The 22,423-nt window shown below is 61.8% G+C and carries 22 protein-coding genes and 1 other RNA gene; 10 read left to right on the plus strand and 13 right to left on the minus strand.

Features of this window, described 5'->3' with window-relative positions; all coding sequences use genetic code 11:
* The first annotated feature begins 106 nt into the window (after positions 1-106).
* The 3 genes from HNO86_RS25530 to HNO86_RS25540 all read left to right on the plus strand — a co-directional run bounded on the left by HNO86_RS25530 (position 107) and on the right by HNO86_RS25540 (position 2,709).
* Entirely contained in the window at positions 107-445 is a 339-nt protein-coding gene (locus tag HNO86_RS25530) for a hypothetical protein (RefSeq protein ID WP_175379695.1), read from the plus strand.
* 90 nt (positions 446-535) lie between these two features.
* Positions 536-2,320 carry a GspE/PulE family protein gene (locus HNO86_RS25535; protein WP_175379696.1) on the plus strand — a complete coding sequence of 595 codons (1,785 nt, stop codon included), beginning with the start codon at positions 536-538 and terminating at the stop codon, positions 2,318-2,320.
* A 71-nt stretch (positions 2,321-2,391) separates the two neighbouring features.
* Positions 2,392-2,709 (plus strand): DUF2388 domain-containing protein, encoded by a 318-nt coding sequence (locus HNO86_RS25540; RefSeq protein WP_175379697.1) that lies wholly within the window; start codon positions 2,392-2,394, stop codon positions 2,707-2,709.
* Between the two features lie 127 nt (positions 2,710-2,836).
* On the opposite strand, the gene gcvP is transcribed toward HNO86_RS25540, so the two are convergent.
* The 9 genes from gcvP to HNO86_RS25585 form a co-directional block, all read right to left on the minus strand.
* Positions 2,837-5,710, minus strand: a complete 2,874-nt coding sequence (gene gcvP, locus HNO86_RS25545; protein ID WP_175379698.1) for an aminomethyl-transferring glycine dehydrogenase — start codon at positions 5,708-5,710, stop codon at positions 2,837-2,839.
* A 179-nt stretch (positions 5,711-5,889) separates the two neighbouring features.
* Positions 5,890-6,273, minus strand: a complete 384-nt coding sequence (gcvH, locus tag HNO86_RS25550; protein WP_175379699.1) for a glycine cleavage system protein GcvH — start codon at positions 6,271-6,273, stop codon at positions 5,890-5,892.
* A gap of 49 nt (positions 6,274-6,322) precedes the next feature.
* Complete coding sequence (gene gcvT, locus HNO86_RS25555; protein ID WP_175379700.1) at positions 6,323-7,405, minus strand: glycine cleavage system aminomethyltransferase GcvT; 1,083 nt, start codon at positions 7,403-7,405, stop codon at positions 6,323-6,325.
* Between the two features lie 155 nt (positions 7,406-7,560).
* Complete coding sequence (locus tag HNO86_RS25560) at positions 7,561-9,177, minus strand: iron ABC transporter permease (RefSeq protein WP_175379701.1); 1,617 nt, start codon at positions 9,175-9,177, stop codon at positions 7,561-7,563.
* Between the two features lie 119 nt (positions 9,178-9,296).
* Positions 9,297-10,301 carry an extracellular solute-binding protein gene (locus HNO86_RS25565; RefSeq protein WP_175379702.1) on the minus strand — a complete coding sequence of 335 codons (1,005 nt, stop codon included), beginning with the start codon at positions 10,299-10,301 and terminating at the stop codon, positions 9,297-9,299.
* 245 nt (positions 10,302-10,546) lie between these two features.
* The gene (locus tag HNO86_RS25570; RefSeq protein WP_175379716.1) at positions 10,547-11,764 is read right to left on the minus strand and encodes a 2-octaprenyl-3-methyl-6-methoxy-1,4-benzoquinol hydroxylase; all 1,218 of its coding nucleotides are present in this window, start codon (positions 11,762-11,764) and stop codon (positions 10,547-10,549) included.
* A gap of 106 nt (positions 11,765-11,870) precedes the next feature.
* Positions 11,871-13,058, minus strand: a complete 1,188-nt coding sequence (gene ubiH / locus HNO86_RS25575; protein ID WP_175379703.1) for a 2-octaprenyl-6-methoxyphenyl hydroxylase — start codon at positions 13,056-13,058, stop codon at positions 11,871-11,873.
* Positions 13,055-14,389, minus strand: a complete 1,335-nt coding sequence (pepP, locus tag HNO86_RS25580) for a Xaa-Pro aminopeptidase (RefSeq protein WP_175379704.1) — start codon at positions 14,387-14,389, stop codon at positions 13,055-13,057. The genes ubiH and pepP overlap by 4 nt, the downstream gene beginning before the upstream one ends.
* Before the next feature lie 26 nt (positions 14,390-14,415).
* On the minus strand, positions 14,416-14,976 hold the full coding sequence (locus HNO86_RS25585) for a YecA family protein (RefSeq protein WP_175379705.1): 561 nt from the start codon (positions 14,974-14,976) through the stop codon (positions 14,416-14,418).
* 212 nt (positions 14,977-15,188) lie between these two features.
* On the opposite strand from HNO86_RS25585, the gene HNO86_RS25590 reads away from it, so the two are divergent.
* From HNO86_RS25590 to HNO86_RS25605, 4 genes are all read left to right on the plus strand, one after another.
* Positions 15,189-15,398, plus strand: coding sequence for a TIGR02449 family protein (locus tag HNO86_RS25590; RefSeq protein WP_007982902.1), 210 nt, complete (start codon positions 15,189-15,191; stop codon positions 15,396-15,398).
* Positions 15,395-15,712: a cell division protein ZapA gene (locus tag HNO86_RS25595; RefSeq protein ID WP_175379706.1), complete on the plus strand. Its 318-nt coding sequence runs from the start codon at positions 15,395-15,397 to the stop codon at positions 15,710-15,712. Before HNO86_RS25590 ends, HNO86_RS25595 begins: the two co-directional genes overlap by 4 nt.
* Positions 15,713-15,743: 31 nt before the next feature.
* A non-coding RNA gene (gene ssrS, locus HNO86_RS25600) (6S RNA) lies at positions 15,744-15,922 on the plus strand.
* Between the two features lie 86 nt (positions 15,923-16,008).
* Complete coding sequence (locus HNO86_RS25605) at positions 16,009-16,614, plus strand: 5-formyltetrahydrofolate cyclo-ligase (RefSeq protein WP_175379707.1); 606 nt, start codon at positions 16,009-16,011, stop codon at positions 16,612-16,614.
* A gap of 36 nt (positions 16,615-16,650) precedes the next feature.
* Here HNO86_RS25605 and HNO86_RS25610 read toward each other — a convergent pair whose 3' ends face one another.
* Entirely contained in the window at positions 16,651-16,806 is a 156-nt protein-coding gene (locus HNO86_RS25610) for a hypothetical protein (protein WP_175379708.1), read from the minus strand.
* 195 nt (positions 16,807-17,001) lie between these two features.
* On the opposite strand from HNO86_RS25610, the gene HNO86_RS25615 reads away from it, so the two are divergent.
* Positions 17,002-17,457 (plus strand): EVE domain-containing protein, encoded by a 456-nt coding sequence (locus HNO86_RS25615; protein WP_175379709.1) that lies wholly within the window; start codon positions 17,002-17,004, stop codon positions 17,455-17,457.
* A 165-nt stretch (positions 17,458-17,622) separates the two neighbouring features.
* Here HNO86_RS25615 and HNO86_RS25620 read toward each other — a convergent pair whose 3' ends face one another.
* On the minus strand, positions 17,623-18,030 hold the full coding sequence (locus HNO86_RS25620; protein ID WP_175379710.1) for a flagellar basal body-associated FliL family protein: 408 nt from the start codon (positions 18,028-18,030) through the stop codon (positions 17,623-17,625).
* A gap of 150 nt (positions 18,031-18,180) precedes the next feature.
* Here HNO86_RS25620 and HNO86_RS25625 point away from each other — a divergent pair, with 150 nt between their 5' ends.
* Positions 18,181-19,158, plus strand: a complete 978-nt coding sequence (locus tag HNO86_RS25625) for an NADPH:quinone oxidoreductase family protein (protein ID WP_175379711.1) — start codon at positions 18,181-18,183, stop codon at positions 19,156-19,158.
* A gap of 51 nt (positions 19,159-19,209) precedes the next feature.
* On the opposite strand, the gene HNO86_RS25630 is transcribed toward HNO86_RS25625, so the two are convergent.
* The gene (locus HNO86_RS25630; RefSeq protein ID WP_175379712.1) at positions 19,210-19,827 is read right to left on the minus strand and encodes an energy transducer TonB; all 618 of its coding nucleotides are present in this window, start codon (positions 19,825-19,827) and stop codon (positions 19,210-19,212) included.
* Between the two features lie 329 nt (positions 19,828-20,156).
* On the opposite strand from HNO86_RS25630, the gene glpT reads away from it, so the two are divergent.
* Positions 20,157-21,506 carry a glycerol-3-phosphate transporter gene (gene glpT, locus HNO86_RS25635; protein WP_175379713.1) on the plus strand — a complete coding sequence of 450 codons (1,350 nt, stop codon included), beginning with the start codon at positions 20,157-20,159 and terminating at the stop codon, positions 21,504-21,506.
* Here glpT and HNO86_RS25640 read toward each other — a convergent pair.
* The gene (locus HNO86_RS25640; RefSeq protein ID WP_175379714.1) at positions 21,482-22,150 is read right to left on the minus strand and encodes a gamma-glutamylcyclotransferase; all 669 of its coding nucleotides are present in this window, start codon (positions 22,148-22,150) and stop codon (positions 21,482-21,484) included. The genes glpT and HNO86_RS25640 overlap by 25 nt on opposite strands.
* Positions 22,151-22,423: the final 273 nt, after the last annotated feature.

Here is a 22,423-nt window from a genome sequence, read left to right on the forward strand (position 1 = left end):
AATTAAGGAATTGATCTATTCGCAACCGATGCAATTACGCTCATCTTAGATAAGAAATACCCGCCATCGAATGTAAATATTTCTCCAGCGATTTTGGAGAACGACCATGCCTCATCTGGAAGCCGTAAATACCCTGCCCGCCCGGGCCGATGTCTGGAACGCCAGCAACGCGCATTGCCGCGTTCGCTACCAATTGCAGGCCAACGCCGAACCCGACCTGCTGTGTCGCGCGCTCAACCTGTTCGCCTTGCAGTTCCTGACGCCGCAACAGGTGAACGTGCAGCGCGAGGCGGACGACCTGAGCATCGAAGTGGTGATCGACGGATTGAGCTGGCATCGCGCCCAGGTGATTGCGGAAAAACTGCGTAACCTGATCAGCGTCTGCTCGGTGGATCTGCACACCGCCGACGCACCAAAGCTCGAAGTGGCCCAGGCCACCGGCTGAAAGAAATCGATACGGCTTCGTCGGGTAGTGGCCCAACGGTCTGTTGCGCCACGACTATCCTTTGCGCACTTGTGTTCAAAAGGAGCCCGCATGTCCGTTCAACTCGCCTTTCAGGACCGCTGGCTGGATATCAATGATGTACTGCGTGAACTGGTCGCCCAGGGCTATATCAGCCAGGACTCGGCCGAGCACGCGCTCAATGCCCGTCGCCGTCACGCCGCCCATGGCCAGATGCATCCTCTGGAGTTCATCGCCAGCCAGCAACTGGACGACCTCAGCCGCCCCGGCAAACACCACGATCTGGAAAACCTGACCCTGTGGCTGTCCCAGCAGGCGGGCCAGCCTTATCTGCGTATCGACCCGCTGAAAATCAACGTCGCGGCCGTCATGCCGCTGATGTCCTACGCCTTCGCCCAGCGCCACAAGATTCTCGCGGTGTCCATCGACCGTGACGCCGTGACCGTCGCCAGCGCCCAGCCCTACGTCAGCAGTTGGGAGGCCGACCTGACCCATGTGCTGAAGCTGCCGATCAAGCGCGTAGTGGCCAACCCGGTGGACATCCAGCGCTTCAGCGTGGAGTTTTTCCGCCTGGCCAAATCGGTCACCGGCGCCAGCAACGGCGAGCAACAGGTCAACACCCTGGGCAACTTCGAACAGTTGCTCAACCTCGGCGCCAGCGACCAGGAGCCGGACGCCAACGACGCGCACATCGTCAATATCGTCGACTGGTTGTTCCAGTACGCCTTCCAGCAGCGCGCCAGCGATATCCACATCGAACCCCGGCGCGAGCAGGGTACGGTGCGCTTTCGCATCGACGGCGTGCTGCACAACGTCTACCAGTTTCCGCCGCAGGTCAGCATGGCCATCGTCAGCCGCCTGAAAACCCTGGGGCGGATGAACGTCGCGGAGAAACGCAAACCCCAGGACGGCCGGGTCAAGACCAAGACCCCGGACGGCGGCGAAGTGGAGCTGCGACTCTCGACCCTGCCCACCGCCTTTGGCGAAAAAATGGTCATGCGGATTTTCGACCCCGAGGTCCTGCTGAAGGATTTCGACCAGCTCGGGTTTTCCGCCGACGACCTGCGCCGCTGGCAGGACATGACCCGCCAGCCCAACGGCATCATTCTGGTCACCGGGCCGACCGGGTCCGGCAAGACCACCACGCTCTACACCACCCTGAAAAAACTGGCGACGCCGGAGGTCAACCTCTGCACCATCGAAGACCCGATCGAGATGGTCGAGCCGGCGTTCAATCAGATGCAGGTCCAGCACAACATCGACCTGACTTTCGCCTCCGGGGTGCGCGCGCTGATGCGGCAGGACCCGGACATCATCATGATCGGCGAGATCCGCGACCTGGAAACCGCGGAGATGGCGATCCAGGCCGCGCTCACCGGCCACCTGGTGCTGTCGACGCTGCACACCAACGACGCGCCGAGCGCCATCAGCCGCCTGCTGGAACTGGGCGTGCCGCATTACCTGATCAAGGCCACGGTGCTGGGCGTCATGGCCCAGCGTCTGGTGCGAACCCTGTGCCCGCACTGCAAGGCACCGCAAACCCTGGGCGAAGAAGACTGGCAAACCCTGACCCGGCCCTGGCAGGCGCCACTGCCCACCAACGCGCAACGGGCCATCGGTTGCCTGGAGTGTCGCGACACCGGCTATCACGGCCGCGCCGGGGTCTACGAAATCATGCAATTGACCGACGGCGTGAAAGCCCTGATCAGCCCTGATACCGATCTGATGGCGGTCAGGCGCCAGGCGTTCAAGGAAGGAATGCGCAGCCTGCGGCTGTCCGGTGCGCAGAAAGTGGCGGCGGGGCTGACCACGGTCGAAGAGGTGCTGCGGGTCACGCCGCAGAGTGAGCAGAAGTAGACGTGAGCGCATGGAACTCAGTCAGGGGGCGACAATCCAACGGCGTAGATCAAACAGTGGAGTCACCCATCATGCGTTTCAAACTTGCTGTCGCCACCATCGCCCTGTTGTCCCTGCCTGTCGGTTCGGCGATGGCTGACAGCTTCTGGCGTAACGTCATTTCCTCCGGCGCAACCACCGGCTCGACGTATCTGACGTTCAAGGACCACAAGCTGATCATCGCCGCTCAGGACGACGCCAGCAGCTTCGTCGCCAGCGATGGCGGCATCCGCGGTCCGTACCTGGAAGCGGCGATGCAGAAAGTCCGCGCCGACAACCCGGGCCTGCAGGCCACGGACATGGAACTGGCGAATGCGATCCTGGCGAAGAATGCCGTGGCTGCGGAGTAACCTTTCCGGTCAGAAAATATGCCGCCCGAATGGGCGGCATTTTTTTTCTGCACAATCTTCAAACCTGATGCAAATCCCTGTGGGAGCGGGTTTGCTCGCTCCCACAAGGTCGTGCGTGATCCGCAGGTTATCGGTACTCATCCAATGGCACACACGCACAGAACAGGTTGCGATCCCCATACACATTGTCCACCCGGTTCACCGCCGGCCAATACTTGTGGGCCTTGGTGTGGGCATCTGGCGTGACGCCCTGCTCGACACTGTACGGCCGCTCCCAGACGCCGGTGATATCGGCCAAGGTATGCGGCGCGCGCTTGAGCGGGTTGTCCTCGGCCGGCCAGTTGCCGTTCTGCACCTCGGTGATCTCCGCACGAATGCTAAGCATCGCGCCGATAAAGCGGTCCAGTTCGGCCTTCGACTCGCTTTCGGTAGGTTCCACCATTAAGGTTCCCGGCACCGGGAAGGACATGGTCGGCGCGTGGAAGCCATAGTCCATCAGGCGCTTGGCAACGTCCTCCTCACTGATGCCGGTCAAGGTCTTGAGCGGACGCAGATCGAGAATGCATTCGTGGGCCACCCGTTCGTTGCGTCCAGTGAAAAGCACCGGGAACGCTCCTGACAAATGCCGCGCCAGGTAATTCGCAGAGAGGATCGCCACTTCGCTGGCATCCGCCAGTTGCGGGCCCATCATCGCGATGTACATCCAACTGATCGGCAGGATGCTCGCGCTGCCCCAGGGCGCGGCGCTGACAGCACCGTTCTGCACAAGCGGCCCGTCGATCGGCACCACCGGGTGATTGGCCACGAACGGCGCGAGATGCGCACGGATGCCAATCGGCCCCATGCCCGGCCCGCCCCCGCCATGGGGAATACAGAAGGTTTTGTGCAGGTTCATGTGAGACACGTCGGCGCCGATGTCCGCCGGCCGCGCCAGCCCGACCTGGGCGTTGAGGTTGGCGCCGTCCATGTACACCTGGCCGCCATGGCTATGGATAACCTCGCAGATTTCGCTGATGCCTTCCTCGTACACGCCATGGGTCGACGGATAGGTCGCCATCAGGCATGAAAGCTTGTCGCCAGCGTGCGCGGCTTTCTCTTTCAGATCATCCAGATCGACGTTGCCGGCCTCATCGCACTCGACAATCACCACGCGCATCCCGGCCATCTGCGCCGATGCCGGGTTGGTACCGTGGGCCGAGGACGGAATCAGGCAAATGTCACGCCCGCCCTGCTGACGGCTCTCGTGGTATTTGCGGATCGCCAGCAGCCCGGCGTACTCGCCCTGGGCGCCGGAGTTGGGCTGCATGCAGATCGCATCGAAACCGGTGATCGCGCAGAGCCAGCGCTCCAGTTCCTCGATCATCAATGAATAACCGACCGCCTGCTCCCTGGGTGCAAACGGATGCAGGTTGGCGAACTGCGGCCAGGTGATCGGGATCATTTCGCTGGTGGCGTTGAGCTTCATGGTGCAGGAGCCCAGCGGAATCATCGATTGATTGAGCGCCAGGTCCTTGTTTTCCAGTTGCTTGAGGTAGCGCAGCATTTCGGTTTCGCTGTGATGGGCGCTGAACACCGGATGGCGCAGATAAGGCGAGGTTCGCACAAGCCCTGGGGGAATGCCGCCAGCCAGAGCTTCGGCGTCCAGGTCTTCGACCTTGAGCCCATGATCGGCACCGAGGAACACATCGAACAGCCGGGCCACGGTGGTTTCATCGCAGGTTTCGTCGAGGCTCAGGCCCAAACGCCCGCGCCCCAGGATGCGCAAATTGATCTGCGCGGCCTGGGCACTTTCGATGATCGCGGTCTGGGTGCCGCCGACCTCCAGGGTCAGGGTGTCGAAGAAGTGCTGGTTCACGCGCTTGATGCCCTTGCGCTCAAGGCCGGCGGCGAGGATGCAGGTCAGCCGGTGCAACCGCTGGGCAATGCGCTTGAGCCCTTCCGGCCCGTGATAGACCGCATAGAAACTGGCGATGTTGGCCAACAGCACTTGCGCGGTACAGATGTTGGAGTTGGCCTTCTCCCGGCGAATGTGTTGCTCGCGGGTTTGCAGGGCCATGCGCAGGGCGACGTTGCCACGGGCATCTTTCGACACGCCGATGATCCTGCCGGGAATCGCCCGCTTGAACTCTTCGCGGCTGGCGAAAAACGCCGCATGGGGTCCACCGTAGCCCATGGGTACGCCAAAGCGCTGGGAAGAGCCGAACACCACATCGGCGCCCAACTCCCCGGGCGGGGTCAGCAGCAACAGGCTCAAGAGGTCGGCGGCGACGCACGCCAGCGCCTGCTGGGCATGCAGGTGATCGATCAGCGCACGCAGGTCGCGGATCTCGCCGTGGGTGTCGGGATACTGCAGCAAAGCGCCAAAGACCTGGTGCTGCTTCAAGTTATCCACAGTGTCGATGATCAACTCGAAGCCGAAACCTTCGGCCCGGGTTTGGACCACGGAAATGGTCTGCGGATGGCAGTTTTCATCGACGAAGAACAGATTGCTTTTCGACTTGGCGACCCGCTTGGCCAGCGCCATGGCTTCGGCGGCCGCCGTGGCTTCGTCCAGCAGCGAGGCGTTGGCCAGTTCAAGGCCGGTGAGGTCGATGGTCAACTGCTGGAAATTCAGCAACGCTTCGAGCCGGCCCTGGGCGATTTCCGGTTGATAGGGGGTGTAGGCGGTGTACCAGCCGGGGTTTTCCAGGACGTTGCGCAGGATGACCGCCGGCGTGAGCGTGCCGTGGTAGCCCATGCCGATCAGGCTGGTCCAGATCTGGTTCTGCTCGGCATAGCCGCGCAGTTTCGCCAACGCGGCTTCTTCGTCCAGGGCCGGCGGCAGGTCGAGGGCACGGTTCAGGCGAATTCCCGGCGGTACCGTCTGCTCGATCAACTCGACCCGGCTGCCCAGACCAAGGCTGTCGAGCATCGCCTGCTGCTCGGCGGCATCCGGCCCGAGGTGGCGGCGAAGAAAGGCATTGGGATCGCGTAACAGGCTCAAGGACGGCAACTGGGACATGACGGGCTCTCTCTTGACTGGCGCTCGGCGTCGATGGAACACGGTCAATCCAGCATAGCAGCCGATGGAAAATCAAAAGATCGCAGCCTTCGGCAGCTCCTACATTGAAATGCGATCTTTTGATTCACCAAAAATAAAAAAGCCCCGACAGGTCGGGGCTTTGGGGTGTCGCCCAAGGCTTATTCGCCGATGGCAGCCTTGTAGCCAGCCGCATCCAGCAGCTTGTCCAGCTCGGCGGTGTTGCTTGGCTTGAGCTTGAAGATCCAGGCGCCGTATGGCTCGGAGTTCAGCAGCTCAGGCGATGCGCTCAACTCTTCGTTGACCGCGATCACTTCGCCGGAAACCGGGGAATAGATGTCGGAGGCCGCTTTAACCGATTCCACCACGCCCGACTGATCACCGGCCGCGAAGGTTTTTCCCACTTCGGTCAATTCGACGAACACCACATCGCCCAGCGCTTCCTGTGCGTGATCGCTGATGCCCACGGTAACGGTGCCGTCGGCTTCCAGGCGTGCCCATTCGTGGCTTTCGGCAAAACGCAGGTCGGCAGGGATATCGCTCATGTTCTGTGTCCTCAGGAAAATGGTCGGCGGACAAGGCCCGCCAGAAAGATTAGATCAGGGTTTTGCCATGGCGGACGAAGGTCGGTTTGACCACTCGGACCGGGTACCACTTGCCACGGATTTCCACTTCCGCGCGGTCGGCTGTCGCCATCGGCACGCGCGCCAGTGCAATCGACTTGCTAAGCGTAGGAGAGAAACTACCACTGGTGATCTCCCCTTCGCCAACATCGGCGATACGGACCACTTGATGAGCGCGCAAAACCCCGCGTTCCTCAAGCACCAGACCGACCAGTTTGTGCTGCACGCCACCGCTCTGCTCGGCTTCGAGCGCCGTGCGCCCGATGAACTGGCGGCTGGCCGGTTCCCAGGCGATGCTCCAGGCCATGTTGGAGACCAGCGGCGACACCTGCTGATCGATGTCCTGGCCGTACAGGTTCATGCCGGCTTCGACCCGCAGGGTATCCCGCGCGCCAAGACCGATCGGGGAAATGCCCGCCCCCACCAGATCGTTGAAAAAACCCGGCGCCTGATCCGCCGGCAGGATGATTTCCAGGCCGTCTTCGCCGGTGTAACCGGTGCGCGCGAAGAACCAGTCGCCATCGGGCAGCCCTTCGAAGGGCTTGAGCAGCTGGATCAGATTGCCCCGGCACTGGTTCACCAGCTCGGCCACCTTGTGCCGGGCGTGGGGACCTTGAATGGCCAGCATCGCCAGCTCGGAGCGTTCCTTGAGGTGCACATCGAAGCCGGCGAGATGAGCCTGCATCCACGCCAGGTCCTGGTCGCGGGTGGAGGCGTTGACCACCAGACGATAACCCTCGTCCAGACGGTAGACGATCATGTCGTCGACGATGCCGCCGCGCTCGTTGAGCATGGTGCTGTACAAGGCGCGGCCGGGGCTGTGCAGGCGCTCGACGTCATTGGCCAGCAGATGCTGCAGCCAGACTTTGGCCTGGGGGCCATCGACGTCGATAACGGTCATGTGGGATACATCGAAAACACCGCAGTCGCGACGCACCGCATGGTGTTCCTCGACCTGCGATCCGTAATGCAGGGGCATATCCCAACCGCCAAAATCGACCATCTTCGCGCCGAGGGCGAGATGAAGGTCATACAGAGGCGTACGCTGTCCCATGGGTTTCTCCTTCCGGGCGTGGCGAAGGTGCGGGCGAGAGCTCAACCGGGTAAAAGCCCTGAAACAAAGGGCTTCAGCCGATTACTACTACTTCTTCTGTCAGACGTACCGCACCGAATGCCGCGCATTGTAGCCGCAAGGTGTAGGACTGGCACCTAGCTGTTTTGATGCGCTGAACGACGGATCAATCCGATGACCGGCAACAGCCCGACCAGGACCAGGGTCAGCGCCGGCAAAGAGGCCCTTGCCCACTCCCCTTCGCTGGTCATTTCGAAGATCCGCACCGCCAGCGTGTCCCAGCCAAACGGGCGCATCAGAAGGGTCGCGGGCATCTCCTTGAGCACATCGACGAACACCAGCAACGCGGCGCTCAACGAACCGGGCAGCAACAACGGTAGATACACTTTGAAAAACAGTCGCGGCCCGCCGACACCCAGGCTACGTGCCGCTTCGGGCAAAGATGGCCGTATACGCGCCAGACTGCTTTCCAGCGGCCCGTACGCCACGGCGATGAAGCGCACCAGGTAGGCCAGCAGCAACGCCGACAGGCTGCCCAGCAGCAAAGGTTTGCCGGCGCCACCGAGCCAGCCGGACAGCGGGATCACCAGCTCGCGATCCAGATAACTGAACGCCAGCATGATCGACACCGCCAACACCGAACCGGGCAAGGCATAACCGAGATTGGCCAGACCGACCCCGGCATGAATGCCCGGGGTAGGCGCCAGCCGCCGGGCGAACGCCAGGACCAGCACGACACTGACGGTGATCAGCGCAGCCATCGCCCCCAGATACAGGGTGTGGACGATCAGGCCGGTGTAACGCTCATCCAGATCGAAGCGCCCGCGCTGCCAGAACCAGGCCAGCAATTGCAGCATCGGAATGACGAACGCGCAGGCGAACACCAGACCGCACCAGCTGGTGGCCAACAGCGCCTTTACGCCCCGCAGGTGATACAGCGCCTTGACCCTTGGCCGCTCGTTGCTTGCCCGGTTGGCACCCCGGGCGCGGCGCTCGCCGTACAGCACCACCATCACCACCAACAGCAACAGACTCGCCAGTTGCGCGGCGGTGGACAGGCTGAAGAATCCGTACCAGGTCTTGTAGATCGCCGTGGTGAAGGTGTCGAAGTTGAACACCGACACCGCACCGAAATCCGCCAAAGTTTCCATCAGCGCCAAGGCCACACCGGCGCCAATCGCGGGCCGCGCCATGGGCATCGCCACTCGCCAGAACGCCTGCCATGGTGACTGACCCAATACTCGCGCCGCTTCCATCAGGCCCTTGCCCTGGGCCAGGAACGCGGTACGCGCCAGCAGGTAGACGTAGGGGTAAAACACCAGCACCAGCACCAGAATCACCCCGCCGGTGGAGCGCACCCGCGGCAGGCGAAGTCCGGTACCGAACCATTCGCGCAGCAGGCTTTGCACGGGGCCGGCGAAATCCAACAGCCCGACAAAGACGAAGGCCAGCACATAGGCGGGAATCGCGAAGGGCAGCATCAACGCCCAGTCCAGCCAGCGCCGGCCGGGGAATTCGCAGAGGCTGGTGAGCCAGGCCAGGCTCACGCCGAGGACCGTCACGCCGACACCGACGCCGAGCACCAGGGTCAGGGTGTTGCCCAAAAGGCGCGGCATCTGCGTTTGCCACAGGTGGGACCAGATCTGCAGATCGATCGACTGCCAGGACAGCAGCAGGACACTCAGGGGCAACAGGACCAGCGCAGCAATGGCGAAGACCAGTGGATACCAGCGGCGTTGGGCGGGGTGGGCCAAGGGGAAGCGCTCGTGAAAATTCGGGGTTTGGGAAAACGCGAAAAGATCGCAGCCTTCGGCAGCGCCTACAAGGGGTAGGTGCTGGCGAAGGCTGCGATCTTTTGCGCTTTAACGCGGACTCAGTTCCAGCCGGCGCGATCCATCATGCGAATCGCCTCGGCCTGACGCTTGCCCGCCACTTCAACCGGCAAGGTATCGGCGATGAACTCGCCCCAGGCAGCGACTTCGGCGGAAGGTTTAACCGTCGGGTTGGCCGGGAACTCCTGGTTGACGTCTGCGAAGATCTTTTGCGCTTCAGCCGTGGTCATCCACTCCACCAGGGCCTTGGCTGCTTCCGGATGTGGCGCGTGTTTGGTCAGACCGATGCCCGACAGGTTCACGTGCACACCACGGTCCGCCTGGTTAGGCCAGAACAGCTTCACCGGCAGGTCCGGCTTCTGAGCGTGCAGGCGACCGTAGTAGTAGGTGTTGACGATGCCGACATCGCACTGGCCGGCATTGATCGCTTCCAGCACCGCCACGTCATCGGAGAACACGTCGGTGGACAGGTTGTTGACCCAGCCCTTGAGGATCTTCTCGGTTTTCTCGGCGCCATGGACTTCGATCATGGTGGCGGTCAGCGACTGGTTGTAGACCTTCTTCGCCGTGCGCAGGCACAGGCGGCCTTCCCATTCCTTGTCGGCCAGCGCTTCGTAGGTGGTCAGTTCGCCCGGTTTCACCCGGTCGGTGGAATAGGCGATGGTCCGCGCCCGCAGGCTCAGGCCGGTCCAGGCATGGGACGCGGCGCGGTATTGCAGGGGAATGTTGGTGTCGATGGTTTTCGAGGTGAAGGGCTGGAGGATGCCCATCTGCTCGGCCTGCCAGAGGTTGCCGGCGTCGACGGTGAGCAGCAGGTCGGCAACGCCGTTCTCGCCCTCGGCCTTGATCCGCTGCATCAGCGGCGCTTCCTTGTCGGTGATGAACTTCACCTTCACCCCGGTCTTGGCGGTGTAGGCATCGAAGACCGGCTTGATCAGCTCGTCGATACGCGAGGAGTAAACCACTACTTCATCGGCGGCCTGGGCGGCGGTGCTGCCGATCAGGGTCAGGGCCAGTGCGGTCAGAAGACGCTTCGGTGCCAACATGGGAGCGGTCTCTCGATTGGAAAAATGAGGCCAAATGATAAGGACTCACATTTACCTTCTCAATCGAACACTTCGCGGAGGAGTTACCAGATGTTGCATGGTGGGGGATGCGTGGTGAATGTACTGACGCCTTCGCGAGCAAGCCCGCTCCCACAGGTTAGGTGTCGTTCATAGATTCCGTGTACAAATCGATCACTGTGGGAGCGGGCTTGCCCGCGATGAGGCCTTCAGCCGCAGCGAATACGTCAGGCCCTGGCCAGCGCCGGCAAATCCCCGGTCAACCCCAGCGCCTCGCGCACGAACAGCGCCTTGGCCTCGGGAATCCGGTCGACCAGCTTCAACCCGGTATTGCGCAACCAACGCACCGCCAGCGTATCGGCCTGGAACAACCGCTCGAAGCCTTCCATCGCCGCCATCAACGCCAGGTTATGCGGCATGCGGCGACGCTCGTAGCGGCTGAGCACCTTCACATCCGCCAGGCGCTCGCCACGGGTACTCGCCTGCAACAGCACTTCGGCCAGCACCGCGGCATCGAGGAAGCCCAGGTTCACACCCTGCCCGGCCAGCGGGTGAATGGTGTGAGCGGCGTCGCCGATCAACGCCAGGCCTTCGGCGACATAGCGCTTGGCATGCCGCTGGCGCAGCGGCACGCAAACACGCGGGTCGGCATTGAGCACGTCGCCCAACTGCCCTTCGAAGGCCCGCTCCAGTGCCTTGCAGAACTCATCGTCACCCAGCGCCATCAGCTGTTCGGCTTCAGTCGGCGTGGTCGACCAGACAATCGAGCACCAGTCATGCTGACCGTCGCGCTCCAGTGGCAGGAACGCCAGCGGGCCGTTATCGGTAAAGCGTTGCCAGGCGGTCATTTGATGAGGTTTGGAGCAGTGCACGCTGGTGACGATGGCGTGATGCATATAGTCCCACTCCCGCGTCGCCATGCCGGTCAGACGGCGGACCGCCGAATTGGCGCCGTCCGCCGCGATCACCAGTGGCGCGCGCAGGGTGCGGCCATCGGCCAGGGTCAGCAGCCAGTCGTCGCCGGAGCGGCGCATCTGCTCAAGGCGGGCGTTGGCCAACAGGCCCAGATCGCAGTCGTGCAAACGATCGAGCAAGGCGTCCTGGACCACGCGGTTCTCGACGATATGCCCCAACACATCGGCATGCACGCTGGCCGCCGAAAAGTGGATTTGCCCGGTGCCGCTGCCGTCCCACACCTGCATGTCGCTGTACGGGGTACTGCGTCGGCCGGCGATGCCTTCCCAGACGCCCAGGCGTTCCAGAATGCGCTGGCTGGCGATGGACAACGCGCTCACCCGCGGCTCGAACGCGGCCTGGGCATCGAAGGGTTTGACGCTCAGGGGGCTGCCGTCCAGCAACAGGACTTCCAGCCCGCTGTCCTGCAACGCCAACGCCAGGGCGCTGCCGACCATTCCGGCTCCGACAATCAGCAGATCTGCGCGCATTTCCATGCTTTAAGCCTGTCTCGCTTGCGGCTTGAGCCGCAGGTAAAGGGGGGTTCCAACGCGCGCCACCCAAGAGGCGGCAGGCGTCGAGAAGTTGATCAGCCACTCAGACATTGGGACGAGTACCCAGCCCCATCGCCTGCCGGGCGAACCAGCGCTTGGCGGGCGGCAGCAGGTCAAGGCCGAGCAGGCCGAGATTGCGTCCCAGGGAAACCAGTGGCTGCGTGCTGCCGAACAGGCGCGTGACCTGATCGGAGAAGCCGACGGTGAGGTTCTGGTCCAGACGCTGATGCTCGCGATAGGCCTGCAAGGTCGCAAAATCACCCAGCGGCTTTTCGCTGGCGAGCAACGCATCGGCCAGGGCCTGGGCATCGCGCAGGGACAGGTTGAAACCCTGGCCGGCAATCGGGTGCAGGCTGTGGGCGGCGTTGCCGAGGATTGCCAGATGCGGACGCACCTGCTCTTCGGCCTCCACCAGCGACAGCGGGTACAGGTGGCGTGCGCCGACCTGCTTCAAGGTGCCCAGTCGATAGCCGAACACCCCCTGCAGCTCGCTGAGAAAACTGCGCTCATCGAGGGTCGCCAGGCGTTGCGCGTCCATGCCCAGACGGGTCCAGACCAGGGCGCAGCGGTTGTCCGGCAAGGGCAGCAGCGCCATCGGGCCGTCGTCGGTGAAACGCTCGAACGCCATGCCGTTGTGGGCTTCGCTCGGGGTGATGTTGGCGATCAGCGCGCTCTGGTTGTAGGAGCGCTTTTTGATGCCGATGCCCAGTTGCTCGCGCAGGCCGGAGCGGCCGCCATCGGCGAGCACCGCAAGGTCGCAGTCGACGCAGGTTTCGTCATTGAGCGTCAATCGGTAACCATCGGTGAGTGGCTCCATGCGCGTGACTTCCGCCGGGCAATGCCAGTGGATCACGTCCTTGTCCAGGCCGTGCCACAGGCATTGGCCGAGCCAGGCGTTTTCCACCACGTAGCCCAGCGCCGGAACGCCTTCTTCCATCGCCGACAACCGCGCCGTGGAAAAACGTCCGCGGTCGGAAACGTGAATCTGCTTGATCGGTTCGGCGCGGCGGGAGATTTCCTGCCAGATGCCCAACCGCTGATAGATCTGCCGGGAGCCGAACGACAGCGCCGTGGAGCGCGCGTCGTAACTGGGCTGATAGCTTTCGCCGGGAGCGAAGGGTTCGATCAGCACGATCTTCCAGCCACGGGCCTTGGCGCCGGCCTGCAATGCCATCGCCAGGCTCGCGCCCACCAGACCGCCACCGATGATTGCCAGATTGAATCGACTCATGCCGCTTGGGTCCTTGCCTGGGCCATCAGGGCCTCGATCTCGGCCACCGTTTTCGGCACGCCTTTGGTCAGGATTTCACAGCCGGTTTTGGTGACCACTACGTCGTCCTCGATGCGCACACCAATGCCGCGCCATTTCTTCGCCACGTTCTGGTTGTTCGGCGAGATGTAGATGCCCGGTTCCACGGTCAGCGCCATGCCGACTTCCAGCACCCGCCACTCGCCACCGACCCGGTACTCGCCCACGTCATGCACGTCCATGCCCAGCCAGTGTCCGGCGCGGTGCATGTAAAACGCCTTGTAGGCTTCGCTGGCGATCAGTTCATCGACCTCGCCCTGCAACAAGCCCAACTCCACCAGACCGCGGGTGATCACCCGAACCGTGGCTTCGTGGGCCTGGTTCCAGTGCTTGTTCGGGGCAATCTCGGCAAACGCCGCTTCCTGGGCAGCGAGCACCAGTTCGTAGATCGCCTTCTGTTCCGCCGAATACTTGCCGTTGACCGGCCAGGTGCGGGTGATATCGCTGGCGTAGCAGTCGATCTCGCAACCGGCATCGATCAACACCAGGTCGCCGTCCTTGAGCACGGCGTCATTCTGCTGGTAATGCAGGATGCAGCTGTTGCGGCCCGCCGCGACGATCGAGCCATAGGCCGGCATCTTCGCTCCGCCCTTGCGGAACTCGTAATCGAGCTCCGCTTCCAGGCTGAACTCATGCAAGCCGGCACGGCTGGCCTGCATCGCCCGTACATGGGCCTGGGCGGATATCCGCGCGGCTTCGCGCATGACCTTCACTTCCGCCGCCGACTTATACAGGCGCATGTCGTGCAGCAGGTGATCCAGGGCAACGAATTCGTTCGGCGGCTGGGCACCGAGGTTCGCCTTGGAGCGGATCACGTTGATCCATTCCATCAGGTGGCGATCGAATTCCGGGTTGCTGCCCATGGCCGAATACACCCGGTCGCGGCCTTCGATGAGGCCCGGCAGGATGTCGTCGATGTCGGTGATCGGGAAGGCATCGTCGGCGCCGAAGTCGCGGATCGCGCCTTCCTGCCCGGCGCGCAGGCCGTCCCATAGTTCGCGCTCGGCGTTGCGCTCACGGCAGAACAGAATGTATTCGCCATGCACGCGGCCCGGAATCAGGACCAGCACGGCCTGCGGTTCGGGAAAGCCGCTGAGGTACTGGAAATCGCTGTCCTGGCGGTAGACATGCTCGACATCGCGATTGCGGATGGCCACCGCGGCGGCGGGCAGGATGGCGATGCTGTTGGGTTCCATCTGCGCCATCAGGGCCTTGCGGCGACGGCCGTATTCCGATTTCGGGATATGAATCATGGGCAGATGGCTTTCCCTGTCGTTGATCAGTGCAGCGACGGTTTGGTTGCCGCCGGTTGGTCCGCCTTACGGGTTTCGGAGAACAGCAGCAGCGGCGCGACGCGCAAGTATTCCATCACTTCCATATAGTCGCTTTCACCGTCTTCGGATTCTTCCAGGGCGTCTTGCACCTGGGAAATGGCGGCAAGATCCTGCAACACTTCCGTGGCCTCGCTGCTCAGCATGCTGCTGTCACGGCAGTTCAGGCCGAAGCCGCTAAGGAAACCCTGACACCATTGACCCAGCGCCGCGGCACGGTCGGCCAGCGGTGCATCGTCGGTTGGCAGCAACAGGACGACGGTGATGTCTTCGCCGGTGAGTTCGCCTTTGACCATCTCCTGCAGGCCGATCAGGGCCGCGCGCACGTTGTCCTGCGGTTCGTTTTCCAGCAGCTCGGCGGCGTCGACCAGCCAGCTTTCGTGATCGAAACCGGCACCGGCGCAGCTGCGGCCGAGCAACAGGCCATGCAGTTCGGCGGGCGAGACATTGTGGCCGCTGGAAGTCAGCAGGGTGGCAAAGGCTTGGTATGGAGAATTCTGAATGGGCATGGGCAGCTAGGCGCCAGACGGCGCTATGTCTAGAATGAAGGCCTTGTATCCTACATCGACTACCCCTGTAGGAGCGAGCTTGCTCGCGATGGTCGCCAACGATGACGCTGGGAGCCTGACTCCCTGCGGCGCTCTCGGGCTCATCGCGAGCAAGCGCGCTCCTACAGAAAAATCGGGCTGCTACCACCCATCAGACATTTTCAGTGGACACAATGGAAGACACCGACCTGCAAGCGCTGATGGCCAGACTCGAACTGCTGATTACCCGAGTCGAGCAACTTAAGAGCCAAAACGGACTCTTACTGGCTCAGGAAAAAACCTGGCGCGAGGAACGCGCTCACCTCATTGAAAAAAACGAAATCGCCCGGCGTAAGGTCGAATCGATGATTTCGCGCCTCAAGGCCCTGGAGCAAGACTCATGAGTTCAAGCAATAGCGTCACCGTGCAGATCCTCGACAAAGAATATTCGATCATCTGTCCCCAGGAAGAGCGCAGCAACCTGGTGAGCGCCGCCCGCTACCTGGACGGCAAGATGCGCGAGATCCGCAGCAGCGGCAAAGTCATCGGCGCCGATCGCATTGCAGTGATGGCCGCGCTGAACATCACTCACGACCTGCTGCACAAGCAGGACAGCCCGGATATTCAGGTCAGTGGCTCGACCCGTGAACAGGTGCGCGACCTGCTCGATCGTGTCGATCTGGCGCTCTCCACCGATCCGGACGTCACCAAAGGCTGATTCGCCTTCACGCTTGAGGTATACTCCCCAACACTCCCTGGGGTGCTTGCCAGTTGACGACGTCCCTGAGCCGATTTGCTATGCCCTGGAAGTTGCACGTTGGGCTGGTGTGCATGTCCGCTAGACGGAAAGCCTTAAAGCCTACTGCATCCTCCACCTTGAACTCTCGGGTTCAAGGGCTAAGTCGACAGCGGCACATTCGGGGAGCCTGATTCGAGTCCGATGCCGGTTTTGATACCGGCATCGGCTTTTTTACGGGTACGCTTTGTGTATCCACACTGCCGAAGCCCGAATCCATGACCGAACCTGCGCTGCTTCCCCGCCCGCAACTTCGACGCATGCTGCGCAAGGCCCGCCGCGCACTGACCGCCAGTCAGCAGCGCCAGGCCGCTCGCGGGTTGTACAAGCAACTGGCCCAGCAACCGCTGTTCCGCCGCGCCCGACACATTTCCCTCTATCTGCCTACCGACGGTGAAATCGATCCGCGCCTGCTGCTGCGTGCCGCCCAGCGTCGGGGCAAGGCGACTTATCTGCCGGTACTGAGCGCATGGCCGCGGACCAAGATGGTGTTCCAGCGCATCCGCCCGGGGGAAAAGCTCAAGCCCAACCGCTTCCGCATTCTGGAGCCGCGGCACAGCCTCGCCCGGCAACGCAAAGTGTGGGCGCTGGATCTGGTGCTGTTGCCACTGGTGGGATTCGACGATGTCGGGGGACGCCTGGGGATGGGCGGCGGATTCTATGATCGCAGCCTGGCGTATCTGGCGCGCCGCAATGACTGGCGCAAACCGACGCTGCTGGGGCTGGCCCATGAATGTCAGAAAGTAGAACGACTGGCTCAGGCGAGCTGGGATGTGCCGTTGCAGGGAACGGTCACGGACAAGGCCTGGTACTTCGCGGGCTAGACGCCACTGCGCGTCAGCGGCGTCGAAAAGGCAGGGTCAGCGCTTGAATGCGGTCGACTGTTGCTGCAGCGGCGAGATTTCAACCGGCGCATCGACCTTGCTGTTCCAGAGGCTTTGGGCATAGCCGGTAGTCACGACGCCAAGGCCGAACAAAATAACCAAAATCCATAGTAAATCCGGTTTGCGTTTCATCGACTGCCCCCCAAAGGCATATCTATACGATGACAGCAGCGGTTTCCATTTACAGGCCGTGCAGCAGCGTCAAGCTTTAAAGGCCGGCATTTTGCGTCAACGTGAACCGGCACGCAAATGCTGGCGTCAACCGACTGTCGGTTTGTCATAAAATTGCCCAACAACCTGTCCACACACCTCGCAAGGAGCCAAACCATGGCCTATTGGCTGATGAAGTCCGAGCCCGACGAGCTCTCGATCAAGGGCCTGGAAACGCTCGGCAACGCGCGCTGGGACGGGGTTCGCAACTATCAGGCGCGCAACTTCCTGCGGGCCATGGCGGTCGGGGACGAGTTTTTCTTCTATCACTCCAGCTGCCCGGAGCCGGGGATTGCCGGGATCGGCAAGATCGTCGAAGCCGCCTATCCGGACCCGACGGCGCTGGAGCCTGAGAGCCACTATTACGACCCCAAGGCCAGCGCCGAGAAAAACGCCTGGAGCGCGATCGATGTCGCCCATGTGGAGACGTTTTCCAGGGTATTGAAGCTGGACTATCTGAAACAGCAGACGGCGCTGGCGCAGATGCCACTGGTGCAGAAGGGTTCGCGGCTGTCGGTGATGCCGGTGACGGCGCAGCAGTGGGCGGCAGTGATTGCACTCAAGCCAAAGTAACCCCGCTTTTGTAGCAGCTGGCGAAGCCTGCGTCCGACTGCGCAGCAGTCGTGAAATCAGGCGGCGCGGCGCTACAGGGAACCGCGTTCGCAGGTTTTACGACTGCTGCGCAGCCGGACGCAGGCTACGCCAGCTGCTACAGGACCGCGATCTAAACCTGAAGGCTTACTGAATGATGAGGTTGTTGAACAACAGATCCTCAACCACCGGCTTGCCGGTTTCATCATTCATGATCTGCTGGGTCTGCTTGAGCGCTTCCTGGCGCAGCTTTTCCTTGGCCTCGACGTTGTTCATCGTCTCAGTGGTCTGCTGGGCGAACAGCGCCACCAGCTGGTTGCGGATCAACGGCTCGTTGGCCTTGACCGCCTTGGTCGCCTCGTCTCCGGTCACGCGCAAGGCCACATCGGCCTTGTACACCTTGAGCTTCGGAGTGCCATCGAGCCCGTAGTTGCCCACGAACGGCGGACTCAGGGTGATGTAATTGACCTTCGGTGCTGCATCTTCCTTGGCTTCTTCGGCCATCGCTGCCACAGGCAGGGACAGGGCCATCATCAACACGATCCACGCTTTCACTATTCGTACCTCATCCGGTTTGCGGCCTAGCATAACGACCCGCCGCTCAAGCACAAGCTTATGGCTGACTATCAGGGTCGGGCATGCTCGTTGACCCGTCGAATCACACACCTACACTTATCGGCCATCTCTCCCAAAGGAATAGCCCTGATGAAAGCCGTGCTGTGCAAAGCCTTCGGTCCTGCCGAATCGCTGGTGCTGGAAGACGTCACCAGTCCTGTCGCGAAGAAGAATGAAATCCTGCTGGACGTGCACGCCGCCGGGGTGAATTTCCCCGACACGCTGATCATCGAGGGCAAATACCAGTTCAAACCGCCCTTCCCGTTCTCCCCGGGTGGCGAGGCTGCTGGCGTGGTCAGCGCGGTGGGTGAAAAGGTCAGCCATCTGAAAGTCGGCGACCGGGTCATGGCCCTGACCGGCTGGGGCAGCTTTGCCGAACAGGTCGCGGTGCCGGGCTACAACGTGCTGCCGATCCCGCCGACGATGGATTTCAACACCGCCGCCGCGTTCAGCATGACCTACGGCACCTCGATGCACGCCCTCAAGCAGCGCGGCAACCTGCAACCGGGTGAAACCCTGCTGGTGCTCGGCGCCTCCGGTGGCGTGGGCCTGGCGGCCGTGGAAATCGGCAAGGCCATGGGCGCCCGGGTGATCGCCGCCGCCAGCAGCGCGGAAAAACTGGCCGTGGCCAAGGCCGCCGGCGCCGATGAACTGATCAACTACAGCGAAACCAGCCTCAAGGACGAGATCAAGCGCCTGACCGATGGCCAGGGCGCCGACGTGATCTACGACCCGGTGGGCGGCGACCTGTTCGACCAGGCCGTGCGTGCCATCGCCTGGAACGGCCGCCTGCTGGTGGTCGGTTTCGCCAGCGGTCGCATCCCCGAATTTCCGGTGAACCTCGCCCTGCTCAAGGGCGCTGCCGTGGTCGGCGTGTTCTGGGGCTCGTTCGCCCAGCGTCAGCCACAGGACAACGCAGCGAACTTCCAGCAATTATTTGCCTGGTTTGGCGAAGGCAAGTTGAAGCCGCTGGTGTCGCAGATGTATCCGCTGGGCAATGCGGCCCAAGCCATCAATGATCTTGGCCAGCGCAAGGCGGTCGGGAAGGTGGTGGTGCAGGTTCGCTGATCCATGGCGAAGGGTCTGGACTTCGATCAACGATGTCCAGACCCGACGCAGCTAAAGCAGCTTGCGGATATCTTCCGGCAAATACCTCGCAAATCGGGATCCCGGATTGTTCAGGCATTGCCGACCAATGTACGGCACACCTCTGTTCATTTTCGCGATCAACTCAAGCCGTCGTTCATTGCTCAATATTGCCCTGGAAAAGGAATTCGTCAGATAAGCCCGTGTGTAGTGGAACGCAGGCAAATCAATCCAGGCATGATCCGCCGTCCTGACCAGGAATTGATTAAGGTCGCGGCACTTCAGTTTGCCGAGCCATTGATTCAGGTGTCGCGGCAGACTGGCGTCATACCCGAAGATCATCGGCGCGATCACCTCCTGCTCCGCCGGCTTGTCCCCCTCGACCGTCCACGGTTTGAACCGCCACTTTTCTATTGCGACCCTGCTCGCTTGCGCCAGATCGGGATGATCGCTCTCAAGGATCTTCACCTCGCCGACAGAACCATCGGCGTAGGCCACGAAGCTGACTCGCACATCTCCGGTGATTCCGGCCCTTTGCAGCGCCGGTGGATAAACGGGCTTCGGGTTGTTTTCCGGAATCAGAAACTCATCCCCCGCCCTGCTTTCAATCGACAACAGAATCAGCAACACCCCGCACAGCAACCACCGCATAACCACTCCCTTCGCAGCTGAACCGCCAGACCCTGGCAACAGTGCAAAAGGCTAAAGACCAAGGCCGCCAAGCTGAAGATCATGGCGTCCCATAACCGCGAAGGACATTTCCCAAAGATCTGAGCTACGCCGGAGGAATGAGGCGCTTTACCCGGACCGTGGGTAACTCTTCCTACGTCGCCATGACTTACATCTGTACGACATGTTCGTAAAGGAACGCGCGACTTCCAACAATTCCGCCTTTTTGCCAACAAAACCCAGTGCTTTTTTCGGTAACGAAACTGTAATATTCGCATCCGCAGTCAAAACAAGAACACTGGAGCTTCTGAATGTTTGCCTTCTTTCGCCCCGCCGCACATCAGGCGCCCTTGCCTGAAGAAAAAGTAGACAGCACCTATCGACGCCTGCGCTGGCAGATCTTCGCCGGCATTTTCATCGGTTACGCCGGTTACTACCTGCTGCGCAAGAACTTCTCCCTGGCCATGCCCTATCTGATCGAAGAGGGTTACACCCGCGGTGAGCTGGGCGTGGCGTTGTCGGCGATCGCCATTGCCTACGGCCTGTCCAAGTTCCTCATGGGGATCGTCTCCGACCGGTCCAACCCACGTTTCTTCCTGCCGTTCGGCCTGATGGTCTCGGCGGCGGTCATGTTCACCTTCGGATTCGCACATTGGGCGACGTCCAGCGTGACCATCATGTTTGTCCTGCTGTTCATCAATGGCTGGGCCCAGGGCATGGGCTGGCCGCCAAGCGGACGGACCATGGTGCACTGGTGGTCGCAGAAGGAACGCGGGGGTGTGGTATCACTGTGGAACGTGGCGCACAACGTCGGCGGCGGTCTGATCGGCCCGCTGTTCCTGATCGGCATGGGCCTGTTCAATGACTGGCATGCGGCGTTCTACGTGCCGGCGGCGGTGGCCATGGCGGTGGCGATCTTTGCCTTCATCACCATGCGCGACACCCCGCAATCGGTGGGCCTGCCGCCCATCGAGAAGTACAAGAACGACTATCCGGAAGGCTACGACGCCAGCCACGAGAAGGAATTCAGCGCCAAGGAAATCTTCGTCAAGTACGTGCTGCGCAACAAGATGCTCTGGTACATCGCCATGGCCAACGTCTTCGTCTACCTGCTGCGTTACGGCGTGCTGGACTGGGCCCCGACCTATCTGAAGGAAGCCAAGGGCTTCACCGTGGACAAGACGTCCTGGGCGTATTTCCTCTACGAGTGGGCCGGTATTCCGGGCACCCTGCTGTGCGGCTGGATGTCGGACAAGATCTTCCGTGGCAACCGTGGCCTGACCGGCATGGTGTTCATGGCCTTGGTGACGGTGGCGACACTGGTGTACTGGCTCAACCCGGCCGGCAACCCGACGGTGGACATGATCGCGCTGATCTCCATCGGCTTCCTGATCTACGGCCCGGTGATGCTGATCGGCCTGCAGGCACTGGAACTGGCGCCGAAGAAAGCCGCCGGCACCGCCGCGGGTTTCACCGGTCTGTTCGGTTATCTGGGAGGTTCGGTCGCGGCCAGTGCAGCGATGGGCTACACCGTGGACCATTTCGGCTGGGACGGCGGTTTTGTCCTGCTGGTCGGCGCCTGCCTGCTGTCGATGGCCTTCCTGGCGCCGACCTTGCGGCACAAGCAGGCGGCCAGTCAGACCCGCGAAGCGATCGCCTGATCGGACTTTGATTTACAACGCTTGAGCCGCGCCTCCAGATTCCGGTCTGGCATGGCGTGGCTGCGCAGGGCCTGGGCCGTCTGCTCGACATAGTCGCGCGTCGTACCGTAGCGCCCGCAAGCGTTTTCGAACACGTGGCTCAACACGTGATCCGGCAGGTTGCCCGCGTAGCTGGGCAAATGCCGCTCCAGCACGAATCCCAATGCCTGAACCTGGTTGCCGTCTTCGAGCCGGCAGTTGAGCCAGTGCGGGCGGTACGACGGGAACGGCATCTCGCGTTTCCACAGCGCGTACAACGAAGCGTCCAGCTGTTCTTCCGGTAGTCGGTAGGCGAAGCCGCTGCACGAACCGCCACGGTCCAGACCGAATACCAGCCCGGGCATTTCCGGCGTGCCGCGATGTTCGTGGGACCACAGGTACAGACCGCGATGGTAGCCATGCACCCGCCCGCGTACGCGTTCGACTGCCGTGCATTCGGGGCGCCAGATCAGTGATCCATAAGCGAACAGCCAGACCGGCCCGCCCTTGTGGCGCGCCATGGTCGATTGCATCGAGCTGAGCAATTGTTCGTGCGTGAGCTGCGGCCCCAGGTCGAGGCGCGGAGGGTAAGCCAGGTTCAGAAATGAAGATTCGATGGCGCTCATGGCGAATAGCGTTCAGCTCCCCGCGAGTAAACAGTTACTAAATAGAACGCACCGCCGAAACAATAAGGCACATGTTTTCAAGTAATTTAAATGCCTTGGCGCAGTTCTTAATTAATTACTTGAACGGGATATAACTTACCGACATTTATAAGATTTTATAAATACCGATGGGCTATATAGAGGGTTATAAACCTGCAGGAGCTGCCGCAGGCTGCGATCTTTTGATTTTCAAATACATAGATCAAAAGATCGCAGCCAGCGGCAGCTCCGACA

The organism is Pseudomonas sp. C1C7, from assembly GCF_013359595.1.
In the GTDB taxonomy this organism is placed as follows: Bacteria; Pseudomonadota; Gammaproteobacteria; order Pseudomonadales; family Pseudomonadaceae; genus Aquipseudomonas.